Below are 22,722 nucleotides of genomic sequence, written 5' to 3'. Positions count from 1 at the left end.
GTAAGCATCCGCTGAACCCCATACCTATTTTTTAATTTTGGTCGGGTTGCCACCGGTGTGGCAGTAATTCTTCAATTTGGGTCACTTTGTGTGTCGGTAGCCTTTTCAGCACATCACTTAAATAGGCATACGGATCCAAGCCATTGAGCTTTGCTGACTGGATTAAAGTCATGATATTGGCAGCTCGTTGGCCACTGCGCAGCGAGCCAGCAAACAGCCAGTTCTTGCGTCCTAAGGCCCAAGGTCGCATCTGATTCTCTACCCAATTATTGCAAATCGGTAGATTGCCATCATCCAGATAGCGGCTTAAAGCTGGCCAACGCTTCAGCGTGTAATTGATGGCCTTGGCGGTGGGAGAACTCGATGGCACCGTCAGTTGATGTTGGTTGAGCCATTCATACAGTTGTTGCATCACCGGTTGACTATGCTGTTGTCGGTATTCGCGGCGCTGTTCTGCTGTACCATCGGTCTTTTTTCTGAGTTCTGCTTCTATGGCATACAGTTTCTGAATCAGCACTAATGCCTGTTCAGCGACCTGACTTTTTTTGGTCACATGCAGTTCATGGAATTTACGACGCGCATGCGCCATACAGCCCACCTCAACGACCTGGCCTGATTTAAAGCGTGCTTTATAACCACTGTAATCATCACAAACCAGATGACCCTGCCAGTTTTTCAGGAACGCTTCAGCATGCTGACCTGAACGACTATCCTGAAAGTCATAGATCACGGCTTGAACCGGATTGTACTGTGTGGTGGCATAGGCCCAGACATAACCTTTCTTCGGTTTTTTCTCATCATCACCCATCCGCATGATGGTGACTGGTGTTTCATCTGCATGCAGCACCCGCTGTTGCAGCACCACCTGTTTTAAGGCATTGGCCAGAGGTTCCAGTTCTACACCGCAGCGACCTATCCAGTCAGATAAAGTGGATCTGGACAGATCAATGCCAGCCCGCTGATAGATCAGGCGCTGACGGTACAGCGGTAAATGATCGGCATACTTCGATACCAGCACATGGCTGAGCAGTTCAGGACTGGCAATACCTTTATCAATCACATAGGCGGGCATCGCTTGCTGAGTCAGGGTATCACACTGATCACAGACCCATTTGCCACGGACATGCTGTTCCTTGTAGAACTGTGCCGGTCTGAAATGCAGTTTTTCACTGATATCTTCGCCGATACGACGTAACTGGCAGCCACAACTGCATTGGGTTGATGCAGGTTCATGCTCAATACGGATGGTGTGTAGATGATCTGGCAGCAGTCGACGTTTAGGTTTGTTGACTGTGGCTTTCTGTGTCGCTGCATCGGTTTTATCTGCATTTAATCGTTCTAATTCCAGATCAACGGCTGCGATATCTTCTTCGACCGCTTCGTCCCATAGATGGATTTGTTTTGCGGTGAGATGTTCGTTTTTACTGCCGAATTTATGCTTTTTAAACAGCGCCAGTTCATGCTCGTATTTTTGATTGAGAATAGAAAGATGCTGAACTTTGGCATCCAATTGCTGGTTTGATTTTTCTAATTCTTGATTTGATTGTGCCAGAGACTGATGCTGCATTGCCAACTGCTGGGTAAATTCCAGCAGTTGTTCATGGGTCAGTTGGCTTAAGTCAGGCAGCGTATTCATGATCGCAGTATGCCTGAGGTCATGACGCAGAGGAAATAGAACGTTTGGAGAATAGCAGAATAACCGAGCTTGGTTTAGAGCATTGTGACCACTTGCTGTCGTCCAATGCGCTGCCAGGGCAAACCCTGGATTAATGCCTGTAACTGTTCCGGGTTGAGGGCCACGGTTTCACCTTGGTGAACTTGAGCCCAGTGGAATTTTCCCTGTTCCAGCCGCCTGGCACACAGCCAGATGCCCAGTCCATCATGTACCAGCACTTTCATACGATGGCCACGTTTATTACAGAACAGGTAAGCACAATGCGGTTTAATGTAGCCAAAGGCTCTCACCACCTGAGCCATGACAGTATCCATCCCTGCTCGCATATCCAGAGGTTGGGTAGAAAGCCAGATTTCATCAATGCGGATCATGTTGCCAGTGCCTTGAGTAATTCTGCTAAAGCAGATATTTCTGATACTTGCCATTTCAAGCCAATTTCTGCTTTTGAGTGGGGTAAAGTAATTTGAACCTTTAACATGTCAGTAGGAGTAGGATCTAATGGTGCAGAGCAAGATAAGGCAATAAATGCAGGTTTATTCGGTAGTGGTGAGCGATCACTCCCTGGCTTAGCATCAATTAAGCGAATCCATTTGGATACAAGATTTGTATTCAATCCATGTTGCAAAGCGACCGAAGCAATTGAAACGTCCGGTGCTTTACAAGCCTGAACGATCTGCTGTTTAAATTCAGCACTGTATGTTCTTCGTTTTTTCGCAAGAGATGCGATGGATGTCTGGTGATTTGTAGTCATAAATTTTAGTCCCCACTTGTTTTTAAGTGGGGACTAAATTAAGGCTTATAGGATGAATTCATAAGGTGTGTTCAGCGGACGCTTACTTTTAAACTGTTTGGCGAGTGCAATGGCCACAGCTGCGGTACCACAGCCTATTTCTAAAGCTGATAGAGGCTGTAACTGTTGTTGCTGTAGATACTGCTGCACATGAAAATAAAAGCGATACGTATCCGGACCAAAAAAAACCGCATCAATATCTTGTGTGGGATAACCGGAATGAACCACTAAATGTTGATCTAGACTAGAAACACGAATACAGCTGTACCATTGCTGGTCATTGTAGCGTTCAATATATTGATGCGCCTGTAACAGAGCAAAGAGATCTAAAGGCAGCAAATCCGCATCAAAAGGTAAATTCCAGCCAAAGATATCGGTTAAGCTGCTGGCAGTTTGTGCTTTACGCCGTGTCAAAATACGCTGATGAGATAAAGGGGTAATGGTAGTGAAATGATAGTGATGTTGTTTTAAATAGCTTAATAATTCCACTAAGGCAGATTGTTGAGCAGTGAACTCAACAGCAGGATGCCCTGACATAAACAGTCCTCGTCGTTGTGATTTTAAGTGCATAGACTTAAATTAAGTTGCTTTATCCTAACAAGGGAAAGTATATAGTCGGGTATGGCTTATGTTAATTTCAGCTGAGTTTGCTACATGCAAACACCTATGTACTTTTACGTATTTTTACGATATTTGTATGACAGGGGTTGAATCATGTGTGTTATAAAAGAAAAAAATCATGACAATTAATACAATTTAGGAATAAATTCATCGATTAAAAACACGAGGTTTTTTAAAGTCTAGATAAATCAAAGATATAGAATAAAAGAATAAGTTGGCATGATTTTTGATAACATAATTTAGATGATTTTTTTCATCATCAAGGAAAAAATAATAAGGATAAGGACATGAGTCAGCAAATTTTAGATGTGGCTATTTTAGGATCAGGCTATGGTGGCTTAGGCATGGCTGCGGTACTCAAGCAACATGGGATAGAAAATTTTAAAATTTTTGAAAAAGCAGATGCATTAGGTGGTGTTTGGCGCGATAACATTTATCCGGGTGCTGCTTGTGATACTCAGTCGCATATTTATTGCTTTAGCTATTTTCCGCATTTACGCGTCAGTCGTATGTATGCCGGTCAAGAAGAGTTATTGGGCTATTTAAATGATTTAGCCAGTCACTTTGATTTACATCCACATCTCAGCTATAACGCTGAAATTACCCAAGCCATGTGGAATCAAGAACAGCAGCTTTGGGATTTAGAGATTCAAAATTTAGGTTTGGTCAAAGCCAAAGTGTTTATTCCAGCCTGGGGGCAACTCAATACACCCCTCATCCCAAGCTTTAAGGGTGCAGAGCGTTTTCAAGGACAAAGTTTCCACTCTGCTGCATGGCAATATGAAGTCAATTTAACAGATAAAAAAGTGGTGAGTATTGGCAGTGCTGCGAGCGCTGTACAATATATTCCTGAGGTTGCGAAACAGGCAAAACAGCTCACGATTTTTCAGCGCAGTGCCAATTGGATTATGCCGCGTGATCAGTATGTGTTTAGTCAAGCCGAGTTGGATGAATTTGAGCACAATCCTGCCGCATTTTTTGCCAGCCGTCAGCATATTCATCAAATGCGTGAAGATGGTTTTCATCGCACCCAGCATGGCAGTAACATGCAAAAAGAGGGCGAGCATTTAGCCCTGCAACATCTATATAACAGCATTCAAGATCCAATTCTACGTGCCAAACTGACTCCAGATTATGAGTTTGGCTGTAAACGAATTTTAAGAACCGATGATTATTACCCAACACTTAATCGTGACAATGTGTCTTTGGTGACCGATGCGATTGCAGAAATCAGCGAGCATGGCGTTGTCACCAGTGCCGGAGAATACATCGAAGCCGATGTCATTATTTATGGAACTGGATTTGCCAGTCAAAACTTTAATGGCAAGCTCAATATTGTTGCACACAATGGTGAGTCTTTATCACAAGTGTGGGCAGATGGTGCAGAAGCCTATTTAGGTTTAAGCATACCTCAATTTAATAATTTATTTTTAGTCTACGGCCCTAACACCAACTTAAACCATAATTCCATTGTGACGATGCTAGAAATTCAGCATCAATACATTTTAGAGGCGGTACAGCACATTTTAGCGCATGATGTGGCTTTGGCGGTTAAGCCGGAATTATTTGAGGAGTATAACCACAAAATCCAGCAGCAAATGGCTCACTCAGCCTTTTCCTCCGATTGCTCAAGTTGGTATAAAAATGCAGCCGGTAAAGTCATTAACAACTGGCCCTTAGATGTGGAAGCCTATCGTCAGGCGGCACAGTTTCAAGCATCTGACTACTATAGCGCGCATGTCGGGATGGAGGATCAAGTGGTATGACTTACGCACTGCATCCGGATGCCCGTCCGATTATTGAGGCCTTCTTAGCCAAAGGCGGACAATCGTTTGAAAAAATGGGCAGTATTGCTGAACTACGCCAAACCTATATCAACAATTGTGCTTTGGCTGCGATGCAAGGCTTAGATCATGTGCAAACGCAGGATATTGAGCAAACATGGCAAGATCAGCCGATCCACCTACGTATTTATGATGTTGATTTACAAGCAACCCACAGGCCATGTGTGATCTATATCCACGGCGGTGGTTGGGTAATTGGTAATTTAGATTCACATGACTCGATTTGTCGTAAGCTGGCCGATAGTGCTGATGTACGCGTGATTGCAATTGACTATCGTCTGGCGCCTGAATTTAAATTTCCTGTGCCTTACCAAGACTGTCAGCAGGCACTGGCATATATCATGCAACAACATACCGAATTAGGAATTGATGTCACACGCTTAGTGTTTTGTGGGGATAGTGCAGGCGCCAATTTAGCAGCTTATTTAGCACAAAATTTTTATCAGCAATTTAACATTGAGCTAAAAGCACAACTCCTACTTTACCCAGTGATTGGATATTTTCCTGAGAGTCCGAGTTATCAAGCTTATTTAAGCGGCTTTCCCTTAGTACAAAGCACCATGCATTGGTTTTTTGAGCAGCTCATGCAACAACCAAACGATCACAATGCAATTTGTCTATTAAATCAGCCGTTTATACGGGAAAATGGCAAACTCTATATTCTGACCGTTGAGCACGATCCACTACGTGATGAGGTTTTAGACTATGTAAGCGCGGCAATTCAAGCCGGCTTAAATGTGGAATATCACCATGTGCAAGGTTTGATGCATGGCATGTTCACTCTGGCAGGAAAATTACCAATTGCAGAACAATATTTAGATAAGATCAGTGAATTTATCAAACATAATATTAAATAGGATAACAATAATATGACATTTGCAACATTTAAAACCGCCAATAAATTGATTACTGGGCCGAATGCACTGGATTATTTAAATACCGCCATCGAAAAATTCAACATGAACAAGGCATTGATTGTCACTGATCAAGGCGTGGTACAGTCAGGTACCATTCAACAGGTACTCAGTCGCTTAAATATTGATTACGCCATTTATGATCAAGTCAAACCAGAACCTGAGTTAGCACAAGTGCAAGAGGTGATTAATGGCTATCATCAACAAGCCTGTGATGGGGTAATTGCGGTAGGTGGCGGTAGTGCCTTAGATATTGCCAAATGTGTGGCAGCTTTGGCAGGACAAGCTGGCGCTGTTGAGGATTTTATTGGGGTAGATAAAATTCAACGCCGCGATATTGCACTGATTGTGATTCCTACCACGGCGGGTACGGGTTCGGAAGTGACCAACATTGCGATTTTATCCGATACCGTCCAGCAAATGAAACAAGGGATTGTCAGTGATTGCTTATTACCTGATGTGGCCATTGTTTCACCGGTCATGTCAGTCAGTTGCCCACCTGCTGTCACTGCCGCCAGTGGGGTAGATGCCTTGGTACATGCTATTGAAGCGTATATTTCAGTGAATCGTTCTGATGTCACCGATGCCTTGGCCATTCAAGCCATTGAAATGATTGTTGAATACTTACCACAAGCCTATGCTTTGCCGAATCATCTACTCGCGCGAGAAAAAATGGCCACGGCAAGCTTAATGGCTGGATTGGCGTTTGGTAATGCGGGAGTGGGTGCCGTGCATGCCTTGGCTTATCCATTGGGCGGGAAATATAAAATGGCACATGGGGTGAGTAATGCGCTTATGTTGCCTTATGTCTTAAAATGGAATGTCTTGGGCTGTGCAGAACGCTTAAGTGAGATTGCTAAACGCTTACATCTGGCCCAGGGTAATCACCATATGCTTAATGCCGAAAAATTAGTGGAATTTTTGCATCAATTCTGTCGTCAACTGAATATTCCCGCAGGTTTACAGCATTTTGGCATTTTGGAGGAAGACTTGGCCGGTCTTGCGGCAGAAGCGATAAAAGTCGAGCGCTTGCTGAAAAATAATCCGCGTCAATTCACTGTGCATGAAATTGAATCGATTTATCGAGAAGCCTATGTCAGTCGCTGATGCGCGCCAGCAGCATTTGAGCTTTTTAGATCAAGTGCAAGGCTTTGCGCTAAAAACCCAAGATGGCCGCTCGATTTTTAATGTCGAACCAATTCGCTCCTTTATGGAAGCGATTCAAGATGGCATTTATATTACTGATGCCGAGGCAGTGACGTTGGCGGTCAATAGTGCTTATGAACGGATTACTGGCCTCAACCGTAGTTTGTTATTAGGTCGCTATATGGGTGATTTGGTTAAACTTGGTTATTTATCCAATTCGGTTTCTTTAGAAGTCATTAAACGCCAAGATGTGGTGACTTTGGTGCAAAGCATTCATGGCAATCAAAAAATTTTAGTGACAGGGAGTCCTATCTTTGATGCCAAGCAGCAACTCCTGTGTGTAGTGACCTGTGTGCGTGATATTACTGAACTCCTGCGTGCCAAACATGCACAAGAACAGCTAGAAAATTTATTCCGTAGTCAAGCACAATACAAACTCAGCAGTCATGCCAGTGATTGTATTGTCTCGCAGCATACACAAGACGTATTTGATTTGGCGACCCATGTGGCTAAGTTTGACAGTAAAGTGCTGATTGGTGGAGAAACGGGGACAGGTAAAAGTCAGCTGGCACGCTATATTCATCACATGAGTCCACGTGCTGAACAGGCTTTTCTAGAGCTGAATTGTTCAGGTCTACCCGATAATTTATTAGAAATTGAACTGTTTGGTTATGTGGCAGGTGCCTTTACCGGCGCCTCTAGTAAAGGCAAAAAAGGTTTATTGGAAATTGCCCATCAAGGCACTTTGTTTTTAGATGAGATTGGTGATTTGCCGTTACATTTACAGGTGAAATTACTTAAAGTCATTGAAGAACAGCGGTTTTTAGCCGTCGGTGGTACAGAATTTAAACAAATTGATGTAAGGATTATCAGTGCCACACATCGCAACTTAAAAGACATGCTGGATCAAGGGCAATTTCGTGAGGACTTATTTTATCGGCTGAATGTTGTCGAGCTCAATTTACCGCCCTTACGTGAGCGCCGTGCGGAAATTATCCCTTTGCTTGAGCACTATTTAAGTCTGTGGAATCAGAAATATCAGCAGCATAAGTCGTTGAGTCCTGAAGTATTAGAAGCTTTAACTCATTATGCTTGGCCAGGCAATATTCGTGAATTGGTCAATTGGGTTGAGCGTTTATGTGTGATGAGTCGTCAAGATCATATTGACATGCAGGATTTACCCCAACCCTTGCAAGTACAGCCTATCGTTGCAAGCAAGCCATTATCACTCAAAGCGCAAGTTTTAGCTTATGAACGGCAATTAATTATTGAGGCTTTGGCCGTGCATGGTTCTACCCGTGCCACAGCGCAAGCCCTGCAGGTTGAGCAATCCACCTTAGTGAAAAAAATAGCGCGTTTTAAACAACAAGAATAAGGATATACATATATGGATATTCAGACATTTGCATCTTTTGAAAATCGATGCTGGATCAATGGTGAATGGATCACCACACAGGACAAAATAGCGGTTTATAACCCCTATGATCAAAGTTTGATTAGCGAAGTGCCGCGACTTAATGCAGCGTTAATTGAACAACTGATTATAGATGCCGATCTTGCCCAAAAAAAATGGCGTGAGGTGGCCCCGAATGAACGCAGTCGTTTATTAAGACAATGGTTTGATTTGATTCAAGCGCATCAAGACGAGCTCGCCAGCATTATGACCCTAGAGCAAGGCAAGCCGCTTAAAGAAGCCAAAGGGGAAATTGCTTATGCAGCAAGCTATATCGAATGGTTTAGCGAAGAAGCCAAACGCGGCTATGGCGATATTATTCCCACAGTAAGCAACAGTGAAATTTTGGTCTTTAAGCAAGCGGTGGGCGTCTGTGCTGCCATTACGCCGTGGAATTTTCCTGCGGCAATGATCACGCGGAAAGTGGCACCTGCTTTAGCGGCAGGTTGTAGCATTATTGTTAAACCGGCTTCAGAAACACCATTAACCGCTTTGGCTTTGGCTAAACTTGCCGAACAAGCGGGTTTTCCAAAGGGCATTTTCAATGTAGTCACAGGATCATCTAGTGAAATTGGTGCAGTCCTCACACGTCACCCATTGGTCAAAAAGTTAAGCTTTACTGGTTCGACTGAAGTAGGTGCCAAACTGATGGCACAAAGTGCAGCAACCATTAAAAAACTATCGCTTGAACTCGGCGGTAATGCGCCGGTTTTAGTATTTAATTCCGCGCACATTGATCAAGCGGTACAAGGGGTGATGGACAGTAAGTTTCGTAATGCAGGACAAACCTGCGTCTGTGCCAATCGTATTTATGTGCAAAGTGGCATCTATGCAGAATTTATTGCCAAGCTCAAAGCCAAAGTTGAAATGCTTAAGGTGGGCAATGGCCTAGATGAAACAACTGATATTGGCCCGCTGATTAATGCCAAAGCCGTCGAGAAAGTTCAGCAACACATTCAGGATGCATTAAGCAAAGGCGCAAAATTGGTCACAGGTGAGATTGAATCCCAGCAGGGCAATCAGTGTAGCCCCACCTTGCTGCAAGATGTGACCCAAGACATGCTCTGTGCCCGTGAAGAAACCTTTGGCCCAATGGCACCTATTTTTAAATTTGAACATGAAACGGAGGCGATCAAACTGGCCAATGATACCGAATTTGGCTTAGCAGCTTATGTTTTTACCCAAGACATGAGTCAATTTATACGTGTGTCACGTGCTTTAGAGTGCGGCATGGTAGGCGTGAATACCGGTCTAATTTCTAATGCTGCTGCACCTTTTGGTGGCGTAAAAGCATCAGGGATCGGCCGTGAAGGCTCTAAATACGGCATGGATGAATACCTTGAAATGAAATATGTCTGTCTAGGCAATATTCAACTATAACAACATAAAACAACAACGATAAAGCAATGCTCAAAGGATAATGAACATGGAAATTGCACAAACAAAAGCTCCAGAAATTGAGGTGACAGCGGAACGCTCCTCGATCAAAAAAGTGGTTGGCGCAGCAATGGCAGGCACCATTGCAGAGTGGTATGAATTTTTTATTTACGGTATAGCCAGTACCTTGGTTTTTTCAAAGATATTTTTCCCTGCGATGGGCAGCGGCGGCGTTCTGATGGGCATTATTGCCGCTTTTGCCACCTATGCGGTGGGTTTTATGGCACGCCCTTTAGGTGGGCTGGTGTTTGGTCACTATGGTGACAAATATGGACGTAAAAAATTACTGCAAATTAGCTTAATTTTGGTAGGTGTGGCGACTTTTCTTATGGGCTGTATTCCGTCCTTCGCCAGTATTGGTTATGCCGCACCAGTCATCTTAGTGCTACTGCGTTTTATTCAAGGCTTTGCTGTAGGGGGGGAATGGGGCGGTGCCATGTTATTAGTGGGTGAGCATAGTCCAGAACATCAGCGTGGTTTTTGGACCAGTTTCCCACAAGCTGCAGCATGTGCGGGTAATGTCCTCGCCAGTTTAGTGTTACTCAGTTTATCTGCTTTACTTGTTCCTGAAGATTTCTTGGCTTGGGGCTGGCGTATTGCATTTTGGCTATCTGCCGTGATTGTATTTATTGGTTATTATATTCGTAAAAATGTCGAAGAATCCGATGTGTTTAAGGAATCAATTGAGCGCCAAGAACAACAACAAAAAGCCTCTGCAGGTTTAAAAGAAGTCCTCAAACATTATCCAAAACAAGCGATTTGCGGCATGCTCATGCGTGTTGGCGAAAACTCAGCCTATTACATTATTGTGGTGTTTTCGATCGCCTATTTATCTATTCAAATGCAATTTAGCTATCCGACGATTTTAAGCTTATTGCTGTGTGCCAATGCGTTTCAGTTTTTCTCAATGATTTCTTGTGGGGCTCTATCCGACAAAATTGGCCGTAAACTGACCATGTATATTGGCTATGCAGGTTTGGTTGCCTGGATTCCATTTTACTTTGCTGGTTTAAATACCGGTGAATTTGCTTGGGTATTATTGGCAATGTGTACGGGTCTATTGTTCCAAGGTATGTGCTATGCCGGACAAGGTGCGGTATTGGCAGAAATTTTTCCAACCCGGATGCGCTACTCAGGATCCTCATTTTGTTATCAAATTTCCTCTATCTTGGCTGGCTCAATTGCGCCAATGATTGCCACCTTATTATGGAAAAAATTTGATAGTACCTTACCCATTACCTTTTATATTTTATTTGTGATTGCGATCTCGGTGATCTCCATTATTTTACTCAAAGAAACCGGTGGTCGCTCACTACGTGATGTTGATCATGAAGATCAACAAAAACATGCTTAAGGCAACACTAGGGTCAAGTACGCAATCACTTGACCCTAGGACAACATTAACTATAAGAATAGGTCGGCATGAAAGGATTACAACATAAAACGGTCTTACTGACGGGCGCATTGGGCGGAATTGGTCGAGCCACCATTCAAGCCTTTGATGCATACGATGTGCACTTTATTTTAATTGATGTAGTAGCCAAAGATCAGGCCTTTTTAGATCAGTTAAAAAGTACTGCGGTGTATTTTCAAGTGGATCTTGCCATTACCGCAACCCTCAATCAGCTGCGTCAGGACATTGCCAGCCAATTTAGTCAGATTGATTTTCTGATTCATGCGGCAGGTGTTTATCAACATATTGACTTAGATGATTTAGATGTTGAGACATGGAATCAGCAGATTCAGCTGAACTTAAATGCCAATTATTATTTGGTCAAAAGCTTTAAAGATCTTTTGAGTGAACAAAGTGCCATTGTGAATATCGCCTCGATTGCCGGGCATCAAGGTAGTATTGCACATACAGCTTATGCCACAGCTAAAGGGGGAGTGATTGCATTAAGTAAAAGTTTAGCGATTGAATTGGCACCTAAAACCCGTGTCAATTGTATCTCCCCTGGACTGATTAATACCCCAATGATGCAAGGCATGACTGAAGAAAAACGCCGCGCCATGACCGAAACCACCCCGTTAAAACGCTTAGGTGAACCTCGCGAGATCGCTGATGTGGTTTTATTTTTATGTAGTCAAGGTGCTTCTTTCATGACTGGGGAAACCCTTCATGTCAATGGTGGGCTATATCGTCACTAAATCAGAGAACAATATGAACGAAAAAATACAGGTGGCAATGATCACGGGCGCTGCCTCAGGCATTGGTCAAGCTGTGGCAAGGCAACTGGCCACACAAGGCTATATTTTACATTTACTTGATGTAAACGCTGAGGCGCTACAGCAGTTACAGCTTGAATTAAGTACGCAGACTCAAGTCTATCTGTATGTTGGTGATGTGAGTGATGCGATATTTATTGCCGACGTGCTAGCAAAAATTGGCGATTATGGACAAGGCCTCGCTTGCGCATTCAATAACGCGGGGATCACATCAGCGGCGGCCAGTATTGATGCATTAGAACTCGATGTTTGGCAGCAGATGATGAATGTTAATTTAAACAGTGTGTTTTACTGCCTAAAATATCAGATGCAACTCATGAAACAGCATGGATGTGGAGGCTCCATTGTGAATACATCTTCCATGTTAGGTTTAATTGCAACCAAACATCGAGCAGCTTATGTTGCGACCAAACACGCCGTGACAGGTTTAACTAAAGCGGCTGCTTTAGATGGCGCTGAACATCAGATTCGGGTCAATTCCATTCATCCAGGCTATATTGAAACCCCACTCATTGCGCATTTAGATCTACAGTCACTCGCAGCCAAGCATCCAGCCGGGCGTTTAGGCACCAGTGAAGAGGTGGCCAATTTGGTCTGTTTTTTACTTTCTAAGCAGTCGCAGTTTGTGACAGGTGCGCAGTATGTCATTGATGGTGGTTATAGTATTCAGTAAAAGGTGAACACGACTCAATCGCCTTTAAGTATTTAAAATCTCACCGCCATTTACATGGATCACTTGTCCTGCAATATAACTTGCTGCATCTGAGGCCAAAAACAGATAAGCAGGGGCAACTTCACTGGGTTGTCCCATTCTGCCCATTGGGCTGTCTTTACCAAAATCTGCCACGGTTTGAGCATCAAAGCTACTCGGAATTAAGGGGGTCCAAATAGGACCAGGTGCAACCGCATTGACACGAATACCTCGACTTTGTTTCAGCAAATGACTGGCTAAACTGCGAGTAAAACTGGTAATTGCGCCTTTGCTGCTGGCGTAATCGATTAACTGCTCATGGCCACGATAACTGGTGATACTACTGGTATTGATAATACTGTCACCTGTGTGCAAATGTGGTAATACACTTTGCGTTAAGTAATACATTGAAAATAAATTGCTTTGGAAAGTATGCTGTAATTGCTCAGGGCTAATGTCTTCTAAGTTGGCTTGAGGATATTGCACCGCTGCATTGTTAATTAAAATGTTAACTTTGCCAAATTTTTGCAGAGTTTGGCTCACCACAGAATGTGCTTGCTGTGGATCAGCAAGATTTGCTTTTAACGTCAGACAGGTTCGACCTTCTGCGGCAACGAGTTTCTGTGTGTCTTGCGCGTCTTGATCTTCATCTAAATAAACAATAGCAATATCTGCGCCTTCACGCGCAAATAACACGGCAATTGAGCGGCCAATGCCACTATCGCCTCCACTAATGATCGCCACTTTATTTTGTAATTGTTGACTACCTCGATGCTGCGGCTTAATGATCTCAGGTTCAGGGTGCATGTGATGTTGCTGTCCTGGTTGATGTTCCTGATGTTGAGCAGGAGGTGAAGCTGGGTAGTGTTGACTCATGTCTTAATGCTCCCATAAAAAAAGCCCTCTATTAGAGAGGGCTTTAGAGGTTTAAAGCTGTGGCGTTTTGCGTCCGGTATGTACAGTATGAATAAGATCAGTCAGATCATAGCCGAGACTTTCTGCATACGCTAAATATTGTTGTTTTACATTGGGATCTAAATCGACATCACGATGTAACAGCCATAAGTATTTTTGACCGGGCTCACCCACCAAAGCTGTACTATAGTGCTCATCAATTTTTAATACCCAATAATCGCCTTTGGTAAACGGAATCCAACGTAAACCTTCAGGTAAAAAACTCACTTCAAGTTTGCCGTGCTCAGCATCTATGATGGTGGCTTCACCAATAGATTCATCCAATTCACCTTTGCCATCTAGACAGCGGTTTTGCACACGGACTTTGCCATCATCATTAAGTGAATAAACGGCAGAAATATCGGTACTGTCTTCGGGCTGATGCTTCATGGGTAAGCGAGCAATTTCGTACCACGTGCCTAAATAGCGAGTTAAATCAAAATGGTTAACCGTTTGGATCTCTGACATATGTTATTCCTATTGTTTATCATTGCTATAAGGACTTTAATTAGAACGGTTTTTTAGCTACAAGACCTTAGCTGCTTTGTGCAGCTTATGTTGGCTTATGTGAAAAAAATAGACCATCAGGTAAAAAAGGTAAGTGAAAAAATCGAATATCAGTCGCTTAAGTGGGTTTTGTTCACGTTGCATTAAAATGATACACGTTCTCAATTGGAGAATGGAAAAAAGCGCGTAAAGTAATCTTCACCGGCATGATGTAAGTGTGTCGATGATTTGAGCATTGAATGATTTGTCTCAAATTTAATGCAATTTTAATATGGATGGAATCAATCATGAATCACAATCAAAACAGCCAGAACCAGAATCAACGTCTGCAACAGCAGCAACAAAATGGTCAACAGCATCAAAATGACCAACAGCAACAACAGCAACAGCGTGATCAGCAACATAATCCGCGCTTACCGCAACAAGATCAACAACAGCAGCAACCACAACAGCAGCAACCACAACAGCAAGATCAGTGGAAACAGCAGCAAAATCAACATGACCAGCAGCAGCAACAGCCGCAACAACAAAACGGTCAAAACAATCAGCAAAATGTGCAGCAAAAACAGCCTAACCGCGATCAACAAGGTTAAGCTTAAATAAAAAAGGGCCCAGTATATGCTGGGCTTTTTAATGCACTAAAGAAAAGCCAAAAAAGTCATTAACTTTTCAAACACTTCCGACTATGATGCCGTCAACGCAATTGACTGCATAGTATTTTGATGACGCTCTCTCCACATCTAGTACATACCCCATTGGCCACGGCGATGCTTTTGATCTGTAGCGGCTATGCCACAGCGCAAGTACAACAACTCGATACCTTGGTGATCCAAGCCCAAACTCCATCTCATCTCCAGCTTGATCCATTATCAGCAAATGCACTTGAGACACCCTATAGTCTGAGCTTAATTGATGCTGAGCATATTGAGAGCCAAGGTTTAACCGGCTTAGCAGATATTGCTGCGCAGGATGCCAGCCTTGGCGAGGGGTATATTCCGATTGGTTATTATGGCAATCTGATCTCACGCGGTTTTGCTTTAGACAGTAGCAATAGTTATTTAATCAATGGGCAAACCGTGCGTGGTGAACAAAATATCGCGCTCGAAAATAAACAACAGGTGGAAGTGCTCAAAGGTGTGGCCGCTTTATATAGTCCTATGGCAACACCGGGTGGTGTACTGAACTATGTCAGTAAACGCCCAGAAGAGGTGCGTGCACTGTCGTTCAATGCCAATCAATATGGACAAATAGCTGCACATCTTGATGTCGGTGGCTTTAATGCAACTCAAGATCTTGGTTATCGGGTCAATTTGGTGACCGAAAAATTAAAACCGTATATTCAATCGGCTGAGGGCGAGCGTTATTTAGCGGCACTGGCCTTAGATTATCATTTGAGTCCCAAACAACGTATCGAGTTTGATACGGAGTGGCAACGACAAAGCCAGTATTCTGTTGCAGGCTATCAACTCTTTAATGGCGCGTTACCTCAAGGCATTGATTGGGATCATGCGCTTGGTCATCAAGCCTGGTCTAAACCGGTCAAAAATGACAGCCTGAGTACGCAAATTCAATATCAGCAGCAGCTTGCCCACAATTGGCAAACAGCTTTAACTGCAAGTTTTAGTCAGGTGGTGATTGATGATTATAGTAGCTTCCCATGGGGCTGTTATAGTGAGATTTGCCAAATTGAAGGTTTAGGCAATCAGTTTGACCAAAACGGTAATTACGACTTATATGATTTTCAAAGTCCAAATGATACACGGCGGACTGTGCAATTTGGCGCCAGTTTATCTGGGCAATTACAGACGGACCAAGTTGAGCATCAACTCCATATGGCTTGGCAGAGTACACAAAAACGTCAGCAGCAACACGAAGCTATCAATGCGTGGGTTGGGGTAGGCAATGCCACGCAACCGAATGTACCATTCCCTCACGCAGATGCACAATTGGGGCCACGTTATACTGCTTTAAAGAGTCAGCAACATAGTCTTAATCTGCAAGATCACCTCCGTTGGCATCCACAATGGTCGGCACTGTTGGGAGTCAAGTGGTTACATTTAGATGAACAAGCATATAGCAGCGATGGGCAACGCCAGCGTGATACTCAAACGCAGCATTTTTTGCCACAATTGGCGCTGATGTACCAACTCTTGCCAGATGCACAAGCCTATGTATCTTATCGTGAAGGTTTAAGTGATGGGGCTGTAGCGCCGTGGTATGCCGAAAATGCCTTGGTCAGTTTAGCACCGCGTGCATCTCGGCAATATGAAATTGGCTTTAAACAAGAATTACCAGATTGGTCTTGGAATGTTGCAGTATTTGATCTGCGTCAAGACTATCAACATGCCAAGCCTCTCCTAGACGGCTTTCGTTTTGTCAATGAAGGTCAACAACACAGTCAGGGTCTAGAATTAGCACTGTTGGCACAAGTCACACCAGCCTTAAAATTAACTGCTAACACCACATGGCTACAAAGTAAGGTTAAAGGCGTAACGGGCTTTGGTCAGCAGATGCAAAATGTGCCAAAGTTTGCTGCGGTGGTACAAGCTAACTATCAAGTTGAGCAAATTGATGGCTTAAGCTTGGCAGCGGATTTGCGTTATAGCGCCAGCAAATTTGCCAATAAAGCAGCCACTGTTAAGGTGCCAGAGTATACAGTGTTAGATCTTAGTGCAGCTTATGCATTTAAGTGGCAGCGTTATCCTGTGATGTTGAGGATGCAAGTTGATAATGTACTGAATGAAAAATATTGGCGTGATGTGGGTGATTATATGGGCGATGATTATTTGTTCTTAGGCCAACCACGAACCTTAAAAGTTGCGACCACGTGGCAGTTTTAAGCTTTAGCATTTAAGTACTCATTATTTAGAAAATCTAATCAATGTTTTGGTTTTTGAGCTGTTTCTTAGATATATCCCCGGGGATGTATCTAAGCTTTATTTTAATTTGTGTAGTGCTGTTAAATAATAATATCGGCTCTGATTCCAGAAGCCGCCCAAGAATGCCAATTTTTGATGCAATCTTCATAAAAGTGTCATGGTTTTGTCATGCTATCGACATTGCACGACGCTAGGGTGTGCGGCATTGATAAATAAGGAATAACAGCAACATGCTTAAGATGAAAAATATTTTGTCGAGCAGTGTCACATTGATCATCATGAGTGGCTTAGTGGGATGTAATGATCAGGAGCAGTCTAAGACGGTGACGCCCCCTTCGGCCGAGATTGCGCCAGCGACACCCTATCGCGTTTATCCTTATTTACAAAATCCAAGCAGTGATGCGATGACCATTTTATGGTTGAGTGAGGATGATCGTCCGGTGAGCGTGACGGTAGAGGGGGTAGGCGTATTTAAGAGTGAGGCTACGCTCGCTTCGCATCTGAACTATAGTGACAGCGAAGTGGCTTATATTCATGGTGAAAAAAACTTTGGAAAAATTTTTAGCGATTTAGCAGCAGATCAAGCACCTGCAGTGCCTTATCAACATCGTGTACGTGTTACTGGCTTAAAGGCCAATACTAAATATCAATATCGTGTGGCGCATGATCCGCAACAGCCATTTACGTCCCATTTCACCACAGCCCCACAAGCGAATACCTCGACTGCGGTGAATTTTGTGGTTATGGCTGATATGGAAACAGAACCTGAATCCACACAAAAAACTGTGGCTTGGGCTGCCAATGCGACGGCACTAGGAGGAGGGAAGCTGGCCAGTGATCCAAGCACCTATCAACGCCAGTACATTGTGGATCAAACACAAGGCTATCAACATAACTTAAAATATGCGGCCAGTTTAGCGCCACGGTTATGGTTAATTGCCGGTGACTTGGTTGAAAAAGGTGGTCGTCAGCTCGATTGGGATGAATTTTGGCGACATGCAGCCGGTGAATGGGGACACATGGCGTCGACCACGCCAATTTTACCGGTGTTAGGCAATCATGAAAATTATTGGCATCCAAGTGAAAGCGGTTATAGTGCTGCTGCGGCACGCCGTGCTTATGACAAATGGCAAACTTATTTTGAGTTGCCTGACAATGCTGCCAGTGATGCACGCCATCAAGAACGTTATTATCGGGTAGATTATGGCCCTGTCAGCTTTATTCATCTCGATTCTTCAAATGGAGATGATACAGATCCGAGCAAAGATACAAACTTAAGCCTCAATGGGCATGATGCACAGGTGCCAGATTTTAACCCTGGTTCAGAGCAATGGCGCTGGGCAGAGCGTCAATTGGCCGATGCACGTAGCAAGGGACAAATCATCTTCGTTCAATGGCATCATATGGCCTATGGTACAGGCGTGCATAGTCTGACATCTGGAAGTGCTGGTATTGCGCAAAATGAAGATAACCAATCAGGCCTGCCTATGCGTGTTTATCATGATTTAATGCGTCAATACCAAGTGACAGCTGTATTTTCTGGTCACAACGAATTACTTGAGACCGTGACTTTAGATGGTGTGCATTATTGGGATGTGGGGATTGCAGGCGATGGTCTGCGTGGTCCAGGTTATGTACCAACAACAGACTATGTACCTTTTGATCTATTACCTGAGCAAGCACAAGCAACGCATTGGAGTGCACATGGTGATGCTGATGAAATTTGGGAAGGTCAACGTCTCGTCAAAGGCGGGAAACATTATGGCTTTTTGCATGTCAAGGTACAGCCAACTACGGCAGGTCAGTATCAAGTGCGCTTTGAACCTCGTTATGTATTGCCGATGATGCATGAAGATGGTCGTCCGACCGGTCAGTTTAGTCAAGAAATCTACGATCATGTCATTCAGGTGAATGTTCAGCCTTAAACGCGATCTGGCCACCTCATGGACTTGAACTTTTGGATGAAACTTCATAAGGTGGCAGGATGTTAAATCGATCTTCTGTATTATGATTGTTCGCGATAAAAATAATAGCTTTAGCTTATTGTTTGCTTGGTATGGCACGATTTTGCCCAAGGTGTTGGGTGCATTGGTTTTTGTACTGCTCATTTCAGCTTTCTTGGTCTATCTGGCTCGGCAGAGCATTGTGGCTTTGCCGGAAGTACCTGCCATCGGATTTACCATTTTTGGGGTAATTCTATCGATTTTCTTAAGTTTTCGTAATAATGCATGTTACGAACGCTGGTGGGAAGGGCGTAAGCTGTGGGGAGCATTAATTGCCAATTCACGTCATATCAGCCGCGATAGTTATGTACTTGCACCCAACGAGCGCCGTGTCTTGATGTATCGAGTGATGTTATTTACTCATTTACTGCGTGATCGATTACGTCGTAATACGCAAGACTTTGAGTCTTACCGTGCGCATGTGGCCTTAGATGCGGCAGCGTTTGATGGCTTATCTACGCATATTAATGCTGCTCAATATCTTTTAGAAAAAATTCAGCAAGATCTGGTGCAACAACTCCACACCGGTCAAATCAGCGATATTGTTTATCAAGGTCTTACCCAGCATATCATTGAGCTTGGCAATATTCATGCAGGTTGTGACCGTATTGCCAGTACACCATTACCTTTTGCCTATTCGGTGTTATTGCACCGTGCGGTATATGTATTTTGTTTAATTTTACCGTTTAGCCTCAGTAATAGTTTGGGGATTTGGGCGCCTTTACTGGTGGGTGTGATTGCTTATTTGGTTTTAGGCTTAGATGCTTTAAGCAATGAATTAGAAGAACCCTTTGGCCTACAAGATAATGATTTGGCGCTTGACTCGATTGTGCGGTTAATCGAGCGCGAAATGCGTAGTGCATTGGGCGATGCTGTACCTGCGGCAACCACTGCACATCGATCTCAGCTCACTTAAACGTGCTAAAAAATAGCCTAAGTATTTTTGGTATGCCTCATAGGAATCATCCAGCACAAATAAAAAAATGATTTACTGAGCATAACAGGACAAAAAATTGCCGGAAAAATGCGCAAATTCAAATACCTCAGCGGATGAAGTCAAATTTAGTCTCACATACAAAAATCATGTAATGATAGAATCAATGCAATTTAGCACTTTGTCTAAATCTGGCCAAAAAGGGAAATGTCAAACATTTCCCTTTTTGTTGAATGAATATTTAAGCGCAAAAGGAATAGGGGATGCAGCAACAAGACATCACACCGAAACTTAAAGAAGGACTCAGTAATCGTCATATTATGATGATTAGCTTAGGGGGCGTGATTGGCGCGGGACTGTTTGTTGGTTCCTCTGCTGCCATTGCCAAAGCCGGTCCTGCGGTGGTGATTTCCTACTTAATCACCAGTGTGATGGTGTTTTTGGTGATGCGAATGTTAGGCGAAATGGCGGTGATGCAACCAGACACCGGTTCATTTGCAACTTACGCGCGTAAAGCCATTGGGCATTGGGCTGGTTTTACCATTGGTTGGTTATATTGGTGGTTTTGGGTTTTGGTGATTCCGATTGAAGCCATTGCCGGTGCACATATTTTGCATGCATGGTTTCCATTGTTGCCCAGTTGGCTGTATGCACTCTTCTTTGTGATAGGTTTAAGTTTTGCCAATTTATTTAGTATTAAAAATTTTGGTGAATTTGAATTTTGGTTCTCACTTATCAAAGTCATTGCGATCGTGAGTTTTATTGTCATTGGTACACTAGCAGTCTTTGGCCTTTGGCCTTTAGCGCCTGAAGTGAGTGGCATCAGTCATTTATTTAGTCATGGCGGCTTTATGCCCAATGGTTTTGGCAGTGTACTAGGCGCCGTGCTGATTACCGCATTCTCATTTTTTGGGGTAGAAATTTTATCCATTGCAGCAGCAGAGTCTGAAAAACCACAAGAAAAAATCCGTAAAGCCACTAATTTGGTGCTGTATCGCACCATTTTATTTTTTGTGGTGTCTATCTTCCTAGCTGTATGTTTGGTCGATTGGCGGGCAACAGAGTTACAGCAGCTAGGTACTTTTCAATATGTGCTCATGAGCCTCAACGTGCCTGCGACAAAACTGATTATTGATACTGTGGTATTTGTCGCTGTAGCCAGCTGTATGAATGCAGCATTATATACCTCATCACGCATGCTATTTTCTTTAGGTGCACGGCATGATGCGCCGCGTATCGTGACACGGGTGAATGCGAAAGGGGTACCACGTGTGGCGGTCATTGCCTCAACTGTGGTTGGGATGGTGTGCTGCTTGGCAAATTATTTATTCCCTGGTCAAATTTTTACATTTTTACTCTCCACTACTGGTGCTATTGCTTTATTGGTGTATTTGGTCATTGCGATTTCTCAGTTACGTTTACGTTACCACTTAGACGCTCAAGGGCAAACGCCTGACTTTAAAATGTGGCTGTTTCCTTGGCTCACGTGGTTAGTGATTGCGATCATTGTCATGGTGTTGGGTTACATGTTATTTTCCCCGCTGTATCGTCACGAAACATTGATGTCTTTTGGTGTGACCTTGTTGGTGATGATCTGTGGCCTCTATGTCACGCGTCATCGGCAGCATGAACCCAACTAAGAAAAGGCAACGTAAGTTGCCTTTTTTATGCTGCTTGATAGCGTTGCTGTGCTTGTTGTAAATACTTAAAGAATTGCTCGACAATCAAATTGGTCGAATTTGATTTACGACTAATCATGCAAATTTCGGTGGTGTAGTGCATTTTTTGTGGCAATATTTGCTCGATTAAACCATCATCGAGCCATTTTTTTGCATAGTGATCGGGCAAAAAGCCTAGAAATTTTCCACTTAAAATTAAAAATGCGATGCCTTCCCGGTCTGTTGCGGTTGCGGTACAATTTAAGTGTTGGTGTAAGCGGATTGCGCTATCTGGCATTGCATAATTGGGTCGCACTGCAGGCCAGCGCCCCAAGTCATTTAAGTTAATGTCTGTTAACTGAGTGAGCGGATGTTGTTTGGCACAGTATAAAGATGAATCTTCAGCATAAAGGGGCGTATAGTCCAAGCCCGCAAGTGGCGTGACCAAAGGCACAGCGCCCAAATGCAAACGTTGATCCAGTACCTTACATTCAATATCAGATAAGGTACTCATACTTAAATTTAGGCACACATCAGGATTTTCTTCGGTCAATTGCGCGAGGCTTTCGGTAATTAGATCATGATGCATGGTGACCAAATTATTAATCAAACCCAAATGTAGTTCACCTTTTAACTGATTATGGATTTGATTGATTTTACTCCTAAAGCGCTCAACTGCTGTCGAAAGCTCTTCAAAATAGCCTAAGACTTCTTGACCTTGCTCTGTTAAAGCAAACCCTGCGCGACCCCGTTGACACAAACGCAATCCAATTCGATTCTCTAAATCAGTCATATGTAAACTAATGGCAGAACGACTAATCCCCAGCACACTTTCAGCAGCGGTAAAACTGCGACATTCGGCAACGGTCTTAAAAATCTTGAGCAGTTTTAAATCAAAATCCGTGATTTGCTGTAATTTAGTGTTTTTCATTTTAGGTAAACTTTTTTATATCTAAACGTAAGTGAATCTAAATTTATCTCTATCTCTGA

Annotated in this window: 20 protein-coding genes; 13 read left to right on the top strand and 7 right to left on the bottom strand. The window is 43.4% G+C overall.

Translation table 11 applies throughout. The annotated features are described in order from the left end of the window. Window positions 1-31 precede the first annotated feature (31 nt). The 4 genes from tnpC to AC5YCD_RS08020 all read right to left on the bottom strand — a co-directional run bounded on the left by tnpC (window position 32) and on the right by AC5YCD_RS08020 (window position 3,002). Window positions 32-1,636: an IS66 family transposase gene (gene tnpC / locus AC5YCD_RS08035; RefSeq protein WP_496128784.1), complete on the bottom strand. Its 1,605-nt coding sequence runs from the start codon at window positions 1,634-1,636 to the stop codon at window positions 32-34. Between the two features lie 74 nt (window positions 1,637-1,710). Then, the gene (gene tnpB, locus AC5YCD_RS08030; RefSeq protein WP_164709242.1) at window positions 1,711-2,046 is read right to left on the bottom strand and encodes an IS66 family insertion sequence element accessory protein TnpB; all 336 of its coding nucleotides are present in this window, start codon (window positions 2,044-2,046) and stop codon (window positions 1,711-1,713) included. Further along, window positions 2,043-2,426 carry an IS66-like element accessory protein TnpA gene (gene tnpA / locus AC5YCD_RS08025; protein WP_218999213.1) on the bottom strand — a complete coding sequence of 128 codons (384 nt, stop codon included), beginning with the start codon at window positions 2,424-2,426 and terminating at the stop codon, window positions 2,043-2,045. The genes tnpB and tnpA overlap by 4 nt, the downstream gene beginning before the upstream one ends. Before the next feature lie 45 nt (window positions 2,427-2,471). Beyond that, on the bottom strand, window positions 2,472-3,002 hold the full coding sequence (locus AC5YCD_RS08020) for a hypothetical protein (protein ID WP_496129535.1): 531 nt from the start codon (window positions 3,000-3,002) through the stop codon (window positions 2,472-2,474). Between the two features lie 371 nt (window positions 3,003-3,373). Here AC5YCD_RS08020 and AC5YCD_RS08015 point away from each other — a divergent pair, with 371 nt between their 5' ends. The 8 genes from AC5YCD_RS08015 (at window position 3,374) to AC5YCD_RS07980 (ending at window position 12,779) form a co-directional block, all read left to right on the top strand. Then, a complete protein-coding gene (locus tag AC5YCD_RS08015; protein WP_496129534.1) occupies window positions 3,374-4,852 on the top strand; it encodes a flavin-containing monooxygenase in 1,479 nt (492 codons plus the stop codon). After that, window positions 4,849-5,787, top strand: coding sequence for an alpha/beta hydrolase (locus AC5YCD_RS08010; protein WP_496129533.1), 939 nt, complete (start codon window positions 4,849-4,851; stop codon window positions 5,785-5,787). Before AC5YCD_RS08015 ends, AC5YCD_RS08010 begins: the two co-directional genes overlap by 4 nt. Window positions 5,788-5,799: 12 nt before the next feature. Continuing rightward, a complete protein-coding gene (locus tag AC5YCD_RS08005; RefSeq protein ID WP_496129532.1) occupies window positions 5,800-6,951 on the top strand; it encodes an iron-containing alcohol dehydrogenase in 1,152 nt (383 codons plus the stop codon). After that, window positions 6,938-8,365, top strand: coding sequence for a sigma-54 interaction domain-containing protein (locus AC5YCD_RS08000; protein WP_496129531.1), 1,428 nt, complete (start codon window positions 6,938-6,940; stop codon window positions 8,363-8,365). Before AC5YCD_RS08005 ends, AC5YCD_RS08000 begins: the two co-directional genes overlap by 14 nt. 12 nt (window positions 8,366-8,377) lie before the next feature. Continuing rightward, the gene (locus AC5YCD_RS07995; RefSeq protein ID WP_496129530.1) at window positions 8,378-9,823 is read left to right on the top strand and encodes an NAD-dependent succinate-semialdehyde dehydrogenase; all 1,446 of its coding nucleotides are present in this window, start codon (window positions 8,378-8,380) and stop codon (window positions 9,821-9,823) included. Between the two features lie 46 nt (window positions 9,824-9,869). Next, window positions 9,870-11,234, top strand: a complete 1,365-nt coding sequence (locus tag AC5YCD_RS07990) for an MFS transporter (RefSeq protein WP_496129529.1) — start codon at window positions 9,870-9,872, stop codon at window positions 11,232-11,234. A gap of 68 nt (window positions 11,235-11,302) precedes the next feature. Then, window positions 11,303-12,028: an SDR family NAD(P)-dependent oxidoreductase gene (locus AC5YCD_RS07985; protein ID WP_496129528.1), complete on the top strand. Its 726-nt coding sequence runs from the start codon at window positions 11,303-11,305 to the stop codon at window positions 12,026-12,028. Continuing rightward, a complete protein-coding gene (locus AC5YCD_RS07980; RefSeq protein ID WP_496129527.1) occupies window positions 12,000-12,779 on the top strand; it encodes an SDR family NAD(P)-dependent oxidoreductase in 780 nt (259 codons plus the stop codon). The genes AC5YCD_RS07985 and AC5YCD_RS07980 overlap by 29 nt, the downstream gene beginning before the upstream one ends. Before the next feature lie 24 nt (window positions 12,780-12,803). Here AC5YCD_RS07980 and AC5YCD_RS07975 read toward each other — a convergent pair whose 3' ends face one another. Then, complete coding sequence (locus tag AC5YCD_RS07975) at window positions 12,804-13,673, bottom strand: SDR family oxidoreductase (protein WP_496129526.1); 870 nt, start codon at window positions 13,671-13,673, stop codon at window positions 12,804-12,806. Window positions 13,674-13,724: 51 nt separating this feature from the next. Continuing rightward, window positions 13,725-14,219 (bottom strand): lipocalin family protein, encoded by a 495-nt coding sequence (locus AC5YCD_RS07970; protein WP_496129525.1) that lies wholly within the window; start codon window positions 14,217-14,219, stop codon window positions 13,725-13,727. Window positions 14,220-14,545: 326 nt separating this feature from the next. Here AC5YCD_RS07970 and AC5YCD_RS07965 point away from each other — a divergent pair, with 326 nt between their 5' ends. The 5 genes from AC5YCD_RS07965 (at window position 14,546) to AC5YCD_RS07945 (ending at window position 21,714) form a co-directional block, all read left to right on the top strand. Further along, window positions 14,546-14,851, top strand: coding sequence for a hypothetical protein (locus tag AC5YCD_RS07965; RefSeq protein WP_496129524.1), 306 nt, complete (start codon window positions 14,546-14,548; stop codon window positions 14,849-14,851). A 129-nt stretch (window positions 14,852-14,980) separates the two neighbouring features. Next, window positions 14,981-17,098, top strand: a complete 2,118-nt coding sequence (locus tag AC5YCD_RS07960; RefSeq protein WP_496129523.1) for a TonB-dependent siderophore receptor — start codon at window positions 14,981-14,983, stop codon at window positions 17,096-17,098. A gap of 269 nt (window positions 17,099-17,367) precedes the next feature. Continuing rightward, window positions 17,368-19,062 carry a purple acid phosphatase family protein gene (locus tag AC5YCD_RS07955; protein ID WP_496129522.1) on the top strand — a complete coding sequence of 565 codons (1,695 nt, stop codon included), beginning with the start codon at window positions 17,368-17,370 and terminating at the stop codon, window positions 19,060-19,062. Between the two features lie 82 nt (window positions 19,063-19,144). Beyond that, complete coding sequence (locus AC5YCD_RS07950; protein WP_496129521.1) at window positions 19,145-20,056, top strand: bestrophin family protein; 912 nt, start codon at window positions 19,145-19,147, stop codon at window positions 20,054-20,056. 281 nt (window positions 20,057-20,337) lie between these two features. Beyond that, complete coding sequence (locus tag AC5YCD_RS07945) at window positions 20,338-21,714, top strand: amino acid permease (RefSeq protein WP_496129520.1); 1,377 nt, start codon at window positions 20,338-20,340, stop codon at window positions 21,712-21,714. Between the two features lie 25 nt (window positions 21,715-21,739). Here the strand turns inward: AC5YCD_RS07945 and AC5YCD_RS07940 are convergent, their stop codons facing one another. After that, window positions 21,740-22,663: a LysR family transcriptional regulator gene (locus AC5YCD_RS07940; RefSeq protein WP_496129519.1), complete on the bottom strand. Its 924-nt coding sequence runs from the start codon at window positions 22,661-22,663 to the stop codon at window positions 21,740-21,742. Between the last annotated feature and the right edge of the window lie 59 nt (window positions 22,664-22,722).

This window comes from Acinetobacter sp. CY05 (assembly GCF_059515805.1).
The sequence above is the reverse complement of the archived record's forward strand: the minus strand, read 5'-3'. Positions and strand labels throughout refer to the sequence as shown.